Annotated in this window: 13 protein-coding genes, 1 other RNA gene and 1 pseudogene; 6 read left to right on the top strand and 9 right to left on the bottom strand. The window is 65.6% G+C overall.

Annotated features, from left to right (window positions below; translation table 11 throughout):
* The first annotated feature begins 13 nt into the window (after positions 1-13).
* The 5 genes from prfB to ACZ4TR_RS34525 all read left to right on the top strand — a co-directional run bounded on the left by prfB (position 14) and on the right by ACZ4TR_RS34525 (position 4,283).
* Positions 14-1,111 (top strand): peptide chain release factor 2, encoded by a 1,098-nt coding sequence (prfB, locus tag ACZ4TR_RS34545; protein WP_465291965.1) that lies wholly within the window; start codon positions 14-16, stop codon positions 1,109-1,111.
* 112 nt (positions 1,112-1,223) lie between these two features.
* Positions 1,224-1,913 carry a cell division ATP-binding protein FtsE gene (gene ftsE, locus ACZ4TR_RS34540; RefSeq protein ID WP_364520754.1) on the top strand — a complete coding sequence of 230 codons (690 nt, stop codon included), beginning with the start codon at positions 1,224-1,226 and terminating at the stop codon, positions 1,911-1,913.
* A 54-nt stretch (positions 1,914-1,967) separates the two neighbouring features.
* Positions 1,968-2,861, top strand: coding sequence for a permease-like cell division protein FtsX (gene ftsX, locus ACZ4TR_RS34535; protein ID WP_364520755.1), 894 nt, complete (start codon positions 1,968-1,970; stop codon positions 2,859-2,861).
* A 46-nt stretch (positions 2,862-2,907) separates the two neighbouring features.
* Positions 2,908-3,390, top strand: coding sequence for an SsrA-binding protein SmpB (gene smpB, locus ACZ4TR_RS34530; RefSeq protein WP_013223156.1), 483 nt, complete (start codon positions 2,908-2,910; stop codon positions 3,388-3,390).
* The gene (locus ACZ4TR_RS34525; RefSeq protein ID WP_465291964.1) at positions 3,387-4,283 is read left to right on the top strand and encodes an amidohydrolase family protein; all 897 of its coding nucleotides are present in this window, start codon (positions 3,387-3,389) and stop codon (positions 4,281-4,283) included. The genes smpB and ACZ4TR_RS34525 overlap by 4 nt, the downstream gene beginning before the upstream one ends.
* On the opposite strand, the gene ACZ4TR_RS34520 is transcribed toward ACZ4TR_RS34525, so the two are convergent.
* The 5 genes from ACZ4TR_RS34520 to ACZ4TR_RS34500 form a co-directional block, all read right to left on the bottom strand.
* Positions 4,273-5,595: an acyltransferase family protein gene (locus ACZ4TR_RS34520; protein WP_465291963.1), complete on the bottom strand. Its 1,323-nt coding sequence runs from the start codon at positions 5,593-5,595 to the stop codon at positions 4,273-4,275. The genes ACZ4TR_RS34525 and ACZ4TR_RS34520 overlap by 11 nt on opposite strands.
* A 93-nt stretch (positions 5,596-5,688) precedes the next feature.
* A complete protein-coding gene (locus tag ACZ4TR_RS34515; RefSeq protein WP_364520758.1) occupies positions 5,689-5,913 on the bottom strand; it encodes a hypothetical protein in 225 nt (74 codons plus the stop codon).
* A 117-nt stretch (positions 5,914-6,030) separates the two neighbouring features.
* On the bottom strand, positions 6,031-6,672 hold the full coding sequence (locus ACZ4TR_RS34510) for a response regulator transcription factor (RefSeq protein WP_284749430.1): 642 nt from the start codon (positions 6,670-6,672) through the stop codon (positions 6,031-6,033).
* 39 nt (positions 6,673-6,711) lie between these two features.
* Positions 6,712-7,842, bottom strand: coding sequence for a sensor histidine kinase (locus ACZ4TR_RS34505; RefSeq protein ID WP_465291961.1), 1,131 nt, complete (start codon positions 7,840-7,842; stop codon positions 6,712-6,714).
* Entirely contained in the window at positions 7,839-8,513 is a 675-nt protein-coding gene (locus tag ACZ4TR_RS34500) for a sensor domain-containing protein (RefSeq protein WP_465291959.1), read from the bottom strand. The genes ACZ4TR_RS34505 and ACZ4TR_RS34500 overlap by 4 nt, the downstream gene beginning before the upstream one ends.
* A gap of 159 nt (positions 8,514-8,672) precedes the next feature.
* Here ACZ4TR_RS34500 and ssrA point away from each other — a divergent pair.
* Positions 8,673-9,041: a transfer-messenger RNA gene (gene ssrA, locus ACZ4TR_RS34495) on the top strand.
* A 661-nt stretch (positions 9,042-9,702) separates the two neighbouring features.
* On the opposite strand, the pseudogene ACZ4TR_RS34490 reads toward ssrA, so the two are convergent.
* The 4 genes and pseudogenes from ACZ4TR_RS34490 to ACZ4TR_RS34475 all read right to left on the bottom strand — a co-directional run.
* Positions 9,703-10,743 (bottom strand): annotated as a pseudogene (locus ACZ4TR_RS34490) (recombinase family protein); the annotation flags it as partial.
* A gap of 468 nt (positions 10,744-11,211) precedes the next feature.
* Positions 11,212-12,519, bottom strand: coding sequence for a tyrosine-type recombinase/integrase (locus ACZ4TR_RS34485; RefSeq protein WP_465291957.1), 1,308 nt, complete (start codon positions 12,517-12,519; stop codon positions 11,212-11,214).
* Positions 12,520-12,675: 156 nt separating this feature from the next.
* Positions 12,676-12,891, bottom strand: a complete 216-nt coding sequence (locus ACZ4TR_RS34480; RefSeq protein ID WP_465291955.1) for a helix-turn-helix domain-containing protein — start codon at positions 12,889-12,891, stop codon at positions 12,676-12,678.
* Positions 12,892-13,032: 141 nt separating this feature from the next.
* Positions 13,033-13,443 (bottom strand): hypothetical protein, encoded by a 411-nt coding sequence (locus ACZ4TR_RS34475; RefSeq protein WP_465291953.1) that lies wholly within the window; start codon positions 13,441-13,443, stop codon positions 13,033-13,035.
* Positions 13,444-13,446 lie beyond the last annotated feature (3 nt).

Genomic DNA, 13,446 nt, shown 5'->3' with positions numbered 1-13,446 from the left:
AACCTTGACAAACGTGAGTGATGAGTTCGACGCGGCACTGAAGGACCTGACCGGCAAGCTGACGCAGATCGAGTCGGTGATGGACCTCGACGCGTTGCGCGCCCAGGTGGCCGACCTGGAAGAGCAGGCATCGAGCCCCACCCTCTGGGACGACCCGGAGGCGGCGCAGAAGGTGACGAGCCAGCTGTCCCACCGGCAGGGTGAGCTGCGCCGGGTCAGTGAGCTGCGCCAGCGGCTCGACGACCTCGGCGTGCTGTACGAGCTCGCCGAGGCCGAGGGTGACGCCGGCAGCATGAGTGAGGCCGAGAGTGAGCTCGCCGACCTCGGCAAGGCCATCGACGGCCTCGAGGTCCGCACCCTGCTCTCGGGCGAGTACGACGACCGCAACGCCGTCGTCACCATCCGCTCCGAGGCCGGCGGCGTCGACGCGGCCGACTTCGCCGAGATGCTGCTCCGCATGTACCTGCGGTGGGCGGAACGCCACGGCTACCCGACCGACGTCTACGACATCTCCTACGCCGAAGAGGCGGGCATCAAGTCGGCGACGTTCAAGGTCACCGCCCCCTACGTCTACGGCACCCTCTCCGTCGAACAGGGCACGCACCGGCTCGTCCGGATTTCGCCGTTCGACAACCAGAGCCGCCGCCAGACGTCGTTCGCGCACGTCGAGGTGCTGCCCGAGGTCGAAGAGGTCGACCACGTCGACATCGCGGAGAAGGACATCCGCGTCGACGTCTACCGGTCGTCCGGCCCGGGTGGACAGAGCGTCAACACGACCGACTCGGCGGTGCGCATCACGCACCTGCCGACCGGCATCGTCGTTTCCTGCCAGAACGAGAAGTCGCAGCTGCAGAACAAGGCCGCTGCCCTGAAGGTCCTCCAGGCCCGGCTGATGCTGCGCAAGAAGGAGGAAGAGCGCAAGGAGATGGACGCGCTCAAGGACAGCGGCTCCAGCTGGGGCAACCAGATGCGCTCCTACGTGCTGCACCCGTACCAGATGGTGAAGGACCTGCGGACCGATTACGAGGTCGGCAACCCCACCGCGGTGCTCGACGGCGACATCGACGGTTTCCTCGACGCCGGCATCCGCTGGCGGATGCAGACCGACTGATCGGCGCAGCGGGTGTTCGGGTGACCGCTCACCGTACGCAAACACCCGCTGCTCCACCCGGGTGGACCGGGCAACCGGGGCTTCACGAGACCGGTGGGTAGTATGCCGAATCGTGATCCGGCTCGAAGAGGTTTCCAAGGTCTACAAGACCTCGACGCGGCCCGCGCTCGAGCGGGTGTCCGTCAACATCGAAAAGGGTGAGTTCGTCTTCCTGATCGGTCCCTCGGGATCGGGGAAGTCGACCTTCCTCCGGCTTCTGCTGCGCGAAGAGACGCCGAGCAAGGGCCGCGTGATGGTGTCGAACTTCGACGTCGTCAAGCTGGCCCGCCGCCGCGTCCCCCGCCTGCGGCAGACCATCGGCTGCGTGTTCCAGGACTTCCGCCTGCTGGCCAACAAGACCGTCGCCGAGAACGTCGCGTTCGCCCTCGAGGTCATCGGCAAGCCCGCCCCGACCATCAAGAAGGTCGTGCCCGAGGTGCTCGAGCTCGTCGGCCTCGACGGCAAGGCCGACCGGCTGCCCAACGAGCTCTCCGGTGGTGAGCAGCAGCGCGTCGCGATCGCGCGCGCGTTCGTCAACCGGCCGCTGGTGCTGCTCGCCGACGAGCCGACCGGGAACCTGGACCCCGACACCAGCCAGGACATCATGCTGCTGCTGGAGCGGATCAACCGCACCGGCACGACCGTCCTGATGGCGACCCACGACCACGGCATCGTGGACTCGATGCGGCGCCGCGTCGTCGAGCTGCAGCTCGGCCGGGTCATCCGCGACGACGCCCGCGGCGTCTACGGCATCGGTCGCTGACCCCGGCACTCCCCGCCCCGCCAACGCCCCCGACCTCAAGGACCAGACCCCGACATGCGCGCCAGTTTCGTCTTCAGCGAGGTCATCACCGGCCTGCGCCGCAACATCACGATGACCATCGCGATGATGCTGACCACGGCCGTGTCGCTCGCCATGCTCGGCGGCGGCCTCCTGGCCGTGCGAACGATCGACAAGATGAAGTCCAACTTCCTCGCCGACGTCGAGGTTTCGGTCTACCTCACCGACGACATCAGCGCGACCGACAAGAACTGCACGCAGTCGCTGTGCCAGTCGCTGCGCACGTCCTTGCAGAGCAACGACGGTGTCGAGTCGGTCGTGTTCGAGAACCGCGACCAGGCCTTCGACCGGTTCAAGAAGATCTTCGAGAGCCAGCCGGAGCTCATCCAGCTGACCGGGCCGGAGTCGCTGCCCGCGTCGCTGCACGTGAAGCTGAAGGACCCGGACCGCAGCGAGTCGATCGTGCAGGAGTACGGCACGAAGCCGGGCGTGCGGAAGGTCGACGACCAGAAGAAGTTCCTGGACCGCGTCTTCAACGCCTTCAACGGTGTCCGGAACATGGCGTTCGGCGCCGCGCTCATCATGGCCATCGCGGCGCTGCTGCTGATCGCCAACACGATCCAGGTGTCCGCGTTCACCCGCCGCACCGAGGTCGGCATCATGCGGCTGGTCGGCGCGACGCGGTGGTACACGCAGCTGCCGTTCCTCCTGGAGGCGGTGGTCGCCGGCGCGGTCGGTGCGGTCCTCGGGATCATCATGCTGATCATCACCAAGGCCGGGTTCCTCGACTCGGTGTTCACCGGGGACGTGTTCCCGAAGATCACCATGCTGGAACTGCTGTTCCCGGTGGCGCCGATCCTGCTCGGGGTGTCCGTGGTGATCTCCGCCATCACCGGCTACGTCACGCTGCGGCTGTACGTCCGGCACTAGTTTTAACCAGCTGCTCGTCGTTTCGAGAATCACGTAGAGTGGTCGTATGCCCAAGGAACGTGGCCAGAAGGTGATCGTGTCGAACCGCAAGGCGCGGCACGATTACTCCATCCTCGACACCTACGAGTGCGGTCTCGTGCTCGTCGGCACCGAGGTGAAGAGCCTGCGCGAGGGCAAGGCGTCCCTGGCGGACGCGTTCGCGACGGTCGACGACGGCGAAGTGTGGCTGCGCAACGTGCACATCCCGGAGTACACGCAGGGCACGTGGACCAACCACATGCCGCGGCGGACCCGGAAGCTGCTGCTGCACCGGCGTGAGATCGAGAAGCTCATCGGCAAGACCAAGGAGAGCGGGCTCTCCCTGGTCCCGCTGTCGATGTACTTCAAGGACGGCAAGGTCAAGGTCGAGATCGCGCTGGCCCAGGGCAAGAAGGCCTACGACAAGCGGCAGACGCTCGCCAAGCGCGACGCGGACCGCGACATCAGGAAGGCCATGGGCCGCGCGCTGAAGGGCCGGTTCACGGAGTGACGGCCGGCCCGGCGGATGACGGTGACATCGCTCGGTGGACGGCGTCGCTGGGCCTGCCGGGCCTGGTCGACCTGCACGTCCACTTCCTGCCGAAACCGGTGATGGACAAGGTCTGGGCGTACTTCGACCGGGCCTCGACGCACTACGGCACCGACTGGCCGGTGCACTACCGGACGTCCGAAGAGGAGCGGCTGGACACCCTGCGCTCGCTGGGTGTCCGCCGCTTCGCGCCGCTCGTCTACCCGCACAAGCCGGGCATGGCGCAGTGGCTGACCGAGTGGGCGCTCGAGTTCGCCGCGCGGGTTCCGGAGGCGGTGCCGACCGGGACGTTCTACCCCGAACCCGGCGCCGGGTCCGCTGTGGACGGTGCGTTGCGCGCCGGCGCCCGGGTGTTCAAGGCGCACGTGCAGGTGGGCGCGTACGACCCGCGTGACGAGCTGCTGAACCCGGTGTGGGGTGCGCTGGCCGACGCGGGCGTCCCCGTCGTCGTCCACTGTGGACACGGTCCGTTGCGGGGCGACTTCACCGGGTTGTCGGTCTTCGAAGAGGTCCTGGCGCGGTACCCGAAGCTGACGGCGGTGCTCGCGCACGCGGCGATGCCCGAGTTCGGGACGGCGTTCGACCTGCTGGCGAAGTACCCGCGCGTGCACCTGGACACGACGATGGTCGGGGTCCCGTTCGCCGAGCGGATGTCGCCGTTGCCGCCGGACTGGACCGCGCGGCTGGCGGACGTCGCCGACCGCGTCGTGCTCGGCACCGACTTCCCGAACATCCCGTACTCCTACGCGACGCAGCTGCAGGCGATCGCCGGCTGGGCAGCCGACGATCGCCTGGGGGAGCCCTTCCTGCGGGCCGTCCTGCACGACACCCCGCTGCGGCTGCTCACCGCCTGACGGCGGTCCGTTCGCTCACGGCGACCGCGCGGCCGAGCAGGTCGATCACCGGAACCTGCTTGCCCGCGAGGAGGAACCCGGCGACCGCGAGGACCAGCCACGGCACCGGGCCGTGCGCGATCCCGTCCGAGAGCGGCGCGAACCCGTGCGCGGCCAGGCCGAGCAGGCCGCCGGAGATCATCAGCCCGGCGACGACCAGCTGCGGTACCCGCGCGGTGATCGCGGCGGTGTCGCGCTGCATCTCGAAGTGCGCGAACAGCCGCAGCAGGCCCAGCAGCACCAGCCCGCACACCGCGAACCACGCGGGTGCCATGACGAGCCAGAGCAGCGTGCCCGGCGCGGGCGTCTCGTAGCCGAGGCCGTAGACCGTCACGCCCGCCACCACGATCAGCGCCGGCATGTGCCAGAGGTAGACGCTCATGAACCGCGCGCCGAGCCAGCCGAGCGCGTGCCCGACGCCGGGGCGTTCGGCGAGCGCGTTGAGCTGCGGGCGGAAGGCGAGCAGCAGGCCGATCTGGCCGACGGCGAGGAAGGCGAGCAGCACGGTCGGCGGGCTCATGTTCGACACGGGCGCGCCCGGCATGCCGATCATGCTGGCCGGGTACGGGCCGAAGGCGACCAGCATCGCGGTGATGCCGAAGCCGGCGGCCGACAAGCCGAGCGCCGCGCGGCGGGTGAGCGAACCGAGCCGGCCTTCGACGTAGTGGAAGCCGAGCTGGTGGACGGCGACCCAGACGAAGATCGCGTTGGCGTACCCGACGTAGCCGAGGTCGTTGAAGCGCGCGACGTCGACGAGGACGCCGGCGACCCCCATGACCAGCGGGACCTTCAGGCCCCAGCGCCGGTGCGCCGCGACCATCAGCGGCGTGAGGAGCACGACCAGGACGTAGACCGCGAGGAACCACAGCAGCTGCGCGGCGATCGCGCTGGCGACCTGCACCGGCTGCGGCGGGATGCCGAGACCGCGCAGGAAGTCCGGCATGACGAGCCAGACGGCCATCAGCGGCAGCACCGGCAGCATCAGCCGCTTGAGCCGCGCGCCGAGCCACTCGCGCGTCGCCTTCGCGCGGCTCAGCGAGATGAGGTTGGCGGCGCCGCCGGCGAAGAAGACCAACGGCATGACCTGCGACAGCCAGGTGACCACCCACCAGCCGGGCGTCGCGAGCGCGTTGCCGGTGGCGAGGGTGCCGCCGGAGTAGGAGAGCACCGGCATGACCCAGTGCTGGGCGATGACGGCGAGGATGGCCCCCGCCCGGACGACGTCGAGAAACCTGTCCCGGCCGCCCCGTGCGACCCCCTGGCTTGTCTGCATGCGCTAAGCCTGGCCGGTTCGACCTGCGGGAACAGCGGTGCTGACCGGCGTCTTCGGGGTGCTGCTCACCCCCGGTCGATGCGGGGGTTCTCCCTACCTCAGGCCGTCGGGCTCGGGTTCGTGCTGCGTCGCTGTGACGCGGTACTCCCAGCCGTGCTCGGTGAGGCCGAGCTCGTAGCGGGTCTCGATCTTCGGGCCGCCGTGCAGGTGGATGTGCCGGATGACGGTGCCGGGCACGGGTTCGGCGTCCCCGAGCTCCTGGACACGGCCGTCGAGCGGGCCGCCGAAGAAGCGGACGCAGCGTGACTCGTCGGGCATCTGCGGGCTCCTCTCCGGCGGGTCCGCTCATGGTAAGTGAGCGGTGTGGGGGGTGCCGCCCGCGGAACGGGTGACCCTATGTCCACTTTACGGGACTTTTGGTCACTGTCCGTCGGATCAGCGGCCCAGGTAGGTCAGCACCGCCCGCACCCGCCGGTGTTCCTCCGCGCTCGCCTCGAGGCCGAGCTTCGAGAAGATGTTGCCGATGTGCTTCTCCACTGCGCCGTGCGAGACCACCAGGGAGTTCGCGATCGCCGTGTTCGACAGGCCCTGGGCCATCAGCCCCAGCACCTCGGACTCGCGGGCGGTCAACGCGTCCAGGGGGTTGCGGCGGCCGCGGGCCATCAGCTGGGCGATCACGTCCGGGTCGATCGCCGTGCCGCCGTTGGCCACCCGGCGGACCGCGTCCAGGAACTCGTCGACGTCCGCCACCCGCTCCTTCAGCAGGTAGCCGACCCCGCCGGCGCCGCCCGACAGCAGCTCCACCGCGTACGACTCCTCGACGTACTGCGAGAGCACCAGCACCGGCAGCCCCGGGATCTCCTTGCGCGCCGCCAGGGCCGCGCGCAAGCCCTCGTCGGTGAACGTCGGGGGCATGCGGACATCGACGATCGCCAGGTCAGGACGATGTTCCTTCAGCGCGCCGAGCAGGTCGTCGCCGTTGTCGACGGCCGCGACCGTCTCGATGCCCTCGTCGGCGAGCAGGCGGGTCACCCCGGCCCGCAACAGCACGGCGTCTTCGGCGATGACTACCCGCATCCGGCCCCCAAGCTCGTGGATGAACGGGGTCCAGCCTATTCACCACTGGCAAGGGAGGTCGGCCCGGATCACGGTCGGCCCGCCGACCGGGCTGACGACCGTGATCACGCCGTCGATCGTCGCGGCGCGGTCGGCCAGGCCCGCCAGCCCGCCGCCGGGCCGCACCTCGGCGCCGCCGTGACCGTTGTCGGTGATCTCGACGACGACGTGGTCGTCGGTCCGCCAGACCTTCACTTCCGCTTCGGACGCTCCGGAGTGCTTCGCGATGTTCGTCAGCGTCTCGCCGACGATGAAGTACGCCGTCGTCTCCACCGCGGCCGGCGGCCGCGGGTCCACGGTCACCGTCACATCCACCGGGATCGGTGACTTCGCCGCCTGCGCCGACAACGCCGCGTCCAGCCCGCGGTCGCCCAGCACCGCCGGGTAGATGCCGCGCGCCAGGTCCCGCAGCTCCGACACGGCCAGCTTCGCGTCCGAGTGCGCCTCGTCGATCAGCTCCCGCACCAGGTTCGGATCCTGGTCGAACTTCGACTTCGCCCGCCCGAGGCTCATCGCGACCGCGACCAGCCGCTGCTGCGCGCCGTCGTGGAGGTCACGCTCGATGCGGCGCCGCTCGGCTTCGGCCGCGTCGACACCCCGCGCTCGCGAAGCCTGCAGCCGTTCGGCCTTCTGCTCCAGCCGCGACGTGCGGTCCGGCCCCAGCAACGCGAGGCCCAGCTCACCGTGCAGCCAGCCCAGCCACGGCGTCACCCAGATCGCCATCGGCAGCAGCACGATCGACGCGATCGCGATCCCGAGCTCCGCGCACGCCAGCGGGAACGCCGCCATCAGGTACGCCAGGTCACGCCACGTCGTCGGATCGCTCAGCCGCACCATCCAGCGCCGCAGCAGCGGCAGGCCCTCCTGCGAACGCCGCTCCACCGGCGGCAGCGGCACCCGCAGCATCGACCCCAGCCACGCCCGCTCCCGGTCCGCCGACCAGCGGATGAAGCTCGTCGTCGCCAGCAGGATCGGGAACCCGACCCACACCACCGCCGTCCCGACCCCCACCGCGATCCCGACCACGATCAACACGAACTGCAGGATCCGGAAGAAGAAGCTCACGATCATGTACACGATCGTGCGAGCCGGGTTCGGCCGCGGGTGCTCCAGCTGTCGCGCCTCGGTCATCCCGCCACCAGGTTCTTCTCTTCCGCGTCTTCCCACCAGCGCTCCATCCGACGACGCTGGGCCACGGTCGTCCCCAGCAGCGCGTTCGCCAGCCGCGCGTGCACCCCCGCCAGTGCCTTGGTCAGCGCCACCGACAACGCGATGAACAACACCCCCAGCGCTGCCCACGGTAGCGCTTCCACCGTCGAATCCACGGCCAGCCACCGCACGTCGTACGACGGGAAGTAGTACGCGCCGTCCGGCAGCCACCGGAAGTAGATCGGCAGCCCGGCCAGCGCCAAGCTCGTCGACCAGAACGTCGTCACCAGCACGAACTCCACGACACCCAGCGGGAAGAGCAGGACGAAGTAGGTGAAGTCCCGCCACGTCGACGGGTCCTTCAACCGCCCCTTCCACCGGTTCTTCTGCCCCTCGGCCGGCAACGGCAGATACGGAAGATCGATGTACCGGTCCAGCAGGGCGTAGACCCGCGCACGCTCCAGGCGGGCGGCCCCCCGCACCGCCAAAACCAAGAGCGCGAGCAGGCCCACACCCACCCACACCACCGCGGTCCCCAGCCCGGCCGCCGCGAACGACGTCAGCAGCGTGAACGCCACGATTCCCATCGGCAGGTTCATCAGCAGGAACACCACCGACCCACCGAACGGCGGATCCCGCCTCTCGCTACCCATGACCAGGCTCCCTTCATCCCACGATGGTTCCCAGCCTCGCGGTTCGAGCACCCGGCCGACATGGTGCGCGCGGGCATCCCCGCAGTAGGGCTGGCCCTACCCACCTGGGACTAAAGAGCTGGCGCGGCGCGTTATGATGTACAGGTTGTGTCCCACCAAGGGGGTGAACGGTTTCGACTTTGGACGTTGATTCAGGAGAAGCGTGCCGGTGCAGGCGAGAGACCACCGTTAAGCGTCATCGCAACCAAATAAGCGCCGACTCCAGTCAGCGCGAGTACGCCCTCGCCGCCTGAGCGAGTGCGTCTCTGTCGGCCCGGGTTCGCCTCCGGCCCGGGTACCGGCATCAGCTAGGAGGCTCAGCGACTGTCCCGGCCACGGGGAACAGTCGTGAAGCAAACAGTGGCTGGGCTCGTCACCTCAGCTTGTTCGCGTGACTGAGGGAGCCAAGCAGAGACGTAGCGGACTGCGCACGGAGAAGCCCTGTTGATACGCCAGAGGACCCGGGTTCAATTCCCGGCACCTCCACCATGGCGGTCCTACTTGAACCGTGGTCCGCGAGGACCACGGCGAGAAGGACCGTGTCGGAAGCAAGATCGAAAGCGGCTCCATCCTCATCGAGGGCGGAGTCGCTTTCGTCATTTGCGCTGGTCAGCGCGGTGTGTTCGGTTCCTGCTCCAGCCTCGATGAGGCTCTTGATGCCGTCGCTGAGCTCGTGCCCGGCGACATCCGCGGCGTCGATGTGGAGCTTGTTGAAGATGACTTTGGTCACAGCTCGCTTCACAGCGTCACTACCGCGGCGGAAGAAGGCCTGAGGGTCTGCCAGCAGCGCGAGGGCGGCCGAGAAGAACTGCTGTCCTTCGTCCAGCTTGCTGGCGGTGTCGGCGAGCTGTGTTTGTATCTCAGTGCGCTCGCGTTCGATGTCGGCCAGCTTCTTCTTGATCTTCGCTCTGGGCCACTCCGGGTCGTCCAGCAGGTCGAGCAGGCGGTCTTCCTTGGTCTCCAGCTCGTCCAACCTGGTGCTCATGCGCTTCTTGAGGCTACTGAGGTGGCCCTGCTCCAGCAGCAAGGCGTCTTTGAGCTGACGACGTACCGCGACCTGGAAGTCGTCGCGGAGTCGTACCGTGCCCAGGTGTGCGTCCACGGCGGCTTCGATCTTGGCGATGGCCAAGTACGGCAGGTCGCACAGGTGCTTCTGGCGGCCTCGGCACAGGAAGTAGAAGTAGGTGCCGCCGTTGCCCTTGCCGGGGATGAGTACCAGCCGCGCGCCGCAACGGTGACACCAGAGCAGACCTTTGAGCCAGTGGTGGTGTCGACGTTGACGGATGCCGCCGCCCCTACGCAGGGCAAGCACGCGCTGAACCCGGTCGTAGGTTTCCTCGGTGATGAGCGCCTGGTGCCGGCCGGGGTACTCGTCGTCCTGGTACGTGACAAAGCCGCAGTAGTAGCGGTCGGTCAGGATTTCGTAGAACTGGCTAAGTGAGAGCGGCTTCGCCGGAGTGCGTCGGGTTGGTCGCGTACGCAGGCCTGCGGCGTTGACCCGCTCAAGGGCCTCCTCGGCGGTGTACTGGCCACTAGCGAACAGATCGATGCCTTTGCGGATGAGTGGCCCGCGCTCCGGGTCGATGATGACAGTGCGAATCTCTCCGCCTTCGGGCTTCGGCTCGCGGACGTTGAGGTAGCCGAGCGGAGTCGGTCCGATCGTGCCGCCGTTCTTGGCCTTCTGGCCCATCTTGTACTTGATGTCCGCCCCGCTCGCCTCAGACTGATACTGATCAACCGCGTGGATGATGGCTTCGACCATCGCGCTCTCGGGGCTCTCACCCATGTCGAGGATGGTCGAGACGACGCGCGTGCCGACTTTCTTGAGGTCACGCTTGGTGATGCCAGCATCAACGCCGTTACGGAAGACGCGGTTGAAGTGATAGACGATCACATAGTCGATGTCTTTCTGAGCCTTGACCCAGGCGATCATCTCTTGGAATTTGGGCCGCTTGTCGATGCTCGTCGCCGAGCGACCGGGCTCGACAAACTCCTCCACGATGTCGGCGTTCAGTGAGTCGGCTTTGCGCTTTCCGGCTTCACGCTGCGCCGGGATGGAGATTCCTTCCGGGTCGTAGTCGGTGTGCACCTGTCCTGGTGTTGATACGCGAAGGTAAAGGACAGCGCGCTTACGTCGTCTTGTACCTGTAGCAAAGTCCCGCACGTGACTGTTCAGTGTGGTCTCGCTCATGATGCCTCCCTACGAAAGTGAGTCCTCGGTGGGGTTTTGGTCAGATTCGTTCATAAATTCCCGACCGAGCATGATGACGATTTGAGCCATGAGGTCGGCATCTATGTCATCGAGCTGATCGCCATACGCGCGCACCTCCCATTCGGGTCGCTTGGATTGCATACATTGGTCCTCCAAAGATTCTTTCAGGATGGGTCATGTGTGCCAAGAAAGGACATCCTGTCCTAACCTGCGAAGGGATTTCTGTGGCCGGTCGAGGATCGGCCAACAGGTGTCAGGCTGAGTCGTAAGGCTGGACCATGCTCAAGAATTCCTTATGGCCCTGCTCGTACAGATGTATCTTATCGTTTTCTGAACAGTATCTATAGATTGTATCTATGCGCTCCTGGGCACCGGATACCTTTAAGGCTGCCACTAAGGAGCTTGCAATTATTTGTATCAATTGGTCGTCGGTGAGTTCGTCAAGATTCATGAATTTCCCTCATTACCTTTCCAATTTATCACAAGTAAGTGCTTGTCGACTGCGTGAGAGTGAATTGGGGAGTTGCTGACGGCTAAGTTGACGGCAACGACGCCGACGAACCAGGCATGTTGCCGCTTCTGAACTACCCTTCGCACCTCTATGATTCGACTCTCCACGGTGGGTGTGGCCTGAGTTCTGGTCCCAGCATTCGGGGGTTCGAATCCCTCCACCCCAGCCATGAATTTATAGAGGTGAAGGCGCCTATTGGGCGTCTTTTCCTGTTGTGTGTCAATAGTCAAAGCCAGTGTTGACGGCTGCTTTGACGGCAACGCTGGCTCACCTGAGCCGTCCACGTTGCCGTCAAGGTTAAATTGTTCCTCAAGTCGTGTAAGCGCATCTCGACGTGTGCTCATATCGTCGTGCTGGTAAATCTGCTGCGTCGTAACAATGTTGGAGTGGCCCAGGATGAGCTGGACGTCTCGGGCGGGGACGCCGAGATTTTTCAGTAGGGTCGCCGTGGTATGACGCATATCGTGAGCTCGGACGACGTGTAGCCCTGCACTCTTGCAGGCACGCTGGAATGCCCGGGTGAAGGTCTGTGGAGCTACCGGGCCGTCACTCTTCTGGGCCGCAAATACCAAGCGTGGAAGAATGCCACGCTGCGCTGAGTACTTGGCAAGCAATACCTCGCGGGCAAGGTTGACCAAGGGCAAGACCCGACGGCTGGCCTTCGTCTTAAGAGGGCCTTCGCTGACGATCCCGTTGGCTCGGTAAACCTGCTGTTCAATGTGCAACTCGCCACGAGCGAAGCGCACGTCCTCCCACCTGAGCCCGATCACTTCGCCGCGGCGAAGGCCATAGAGCAGCAACAAGACAAATGCAGGGTAGAGCCAATGGCTCTGGTTTTCTTCAAGAAAGTGCGTCGCCTCGGCTAGCGTCCATGCTGAACCAACCGAAGGTGACCGTCCGGGAAGTTGCACTAAGCGTGCCACATTTCGACTAACGAGTTCCTGTCGCATGGCACTTGTCATTGCCGAACTCAACACTTCGCGGATTACTTGAACGACGCGTTCAGGTTTGCCGCTTGTTAGTTGGTGGTTGAGATAACTCTGCAGCATGGGTGCTGTCAGTCGTGTGATTAAGTGGTGGCCCAGATCCGGCTTGAGGTAAAGGCGCACCTTAATCTCGTAGGACTCGTACGTGGTTGGCCGCCTGGTTAGCTTGATGACATGTTCGAGCCAGTAGTCGAGATAGTCGCCGAGTCGCCATTCTTTGTCAGGCATAGCAATGCCGTGGGCTTGCTTGGCCTTCACTTCAGTAAGCTTAGAGTGGGCCTCTGCGCGGGTTTTGCCATAGACTCGAAGTCGTTTGCGTATGCCTGAAGTCGTTAGTACATAAAGTGCGCCCACCCAGCGCCCGTCTTTGTGTCGGTAGATCGACCCCTCGCCGTTGGCGTTGCGGCGCGCCATCTATCCAAGTTCCTCGCTACGTTTCTCAATAAACTCTTCGAGCGCGGCTCTTGTCATAAGTCGACGTCGGCCGATCTTGATCGTCTTGATCTCGCCCCGGTTCACCAGCTTGTGGAAGCTCCATGCACTGATGCGCAGCTTTTCGCAGACTTCCTTGACCGTGAGTAGGTCAGTCTTCGATGGTTCCAAACTCTTTATGTCAGATTCTGAGGTCATCCTCCAATTTCTCCTTCCCTTCAGTTATAACTCATTTGTGTTTGTTTGTTAATAGTTGTTGGTGTGTGTTGATCGTGGCGGCAGGTAGCAGAAATGAGTGCTACCCGCCGCCCTTCGAGGTGGAGTGCGGGCCGGCTGGTGCTATCCCTCGGTGTCGGCCTTGCGGCTTCGGCCGGTGGTCTTCGGCTGCGGGGTGATGTCGCTGCCGCCGAACAGGCCCTCGATAGCGCCGCGCCTGGCGGCGGCCTCGCGTTCGATGTCCTCCAGCGCCTTCTTGGCGCGCTCGGCGAAGTCGGGTTCACTTCGCTTGGTCTGGACGTAGTGCTCAACCGCCCGCAGAGCGGCATCTCCAAGGTTGATGCCGTCGAGCTGGGCGACGAGCGTGAACTGGGCGTGGAGCGCGTCGGGCAACTTGATGCCCAACGTCTTCACGCCACCGTTGCGTGGCTCCGTCATGACGGAAACCCCTTCCTCGGTGTGGTGTGACTGCCCATGTCCGCGAGTTCGCGAAGCGAGGGTGAGCAGCCACAGGCCACCGAGGACGGCGGCCAAGCC

It is taken from the genome of Amycolatopsis sp. NPDC028719 (genome assembly GCF_055565395.1).
Note: the sequence above shows the minus strand (reverse complement) of the source record. Positions and strands in the feature narration are given on the sequence as shown.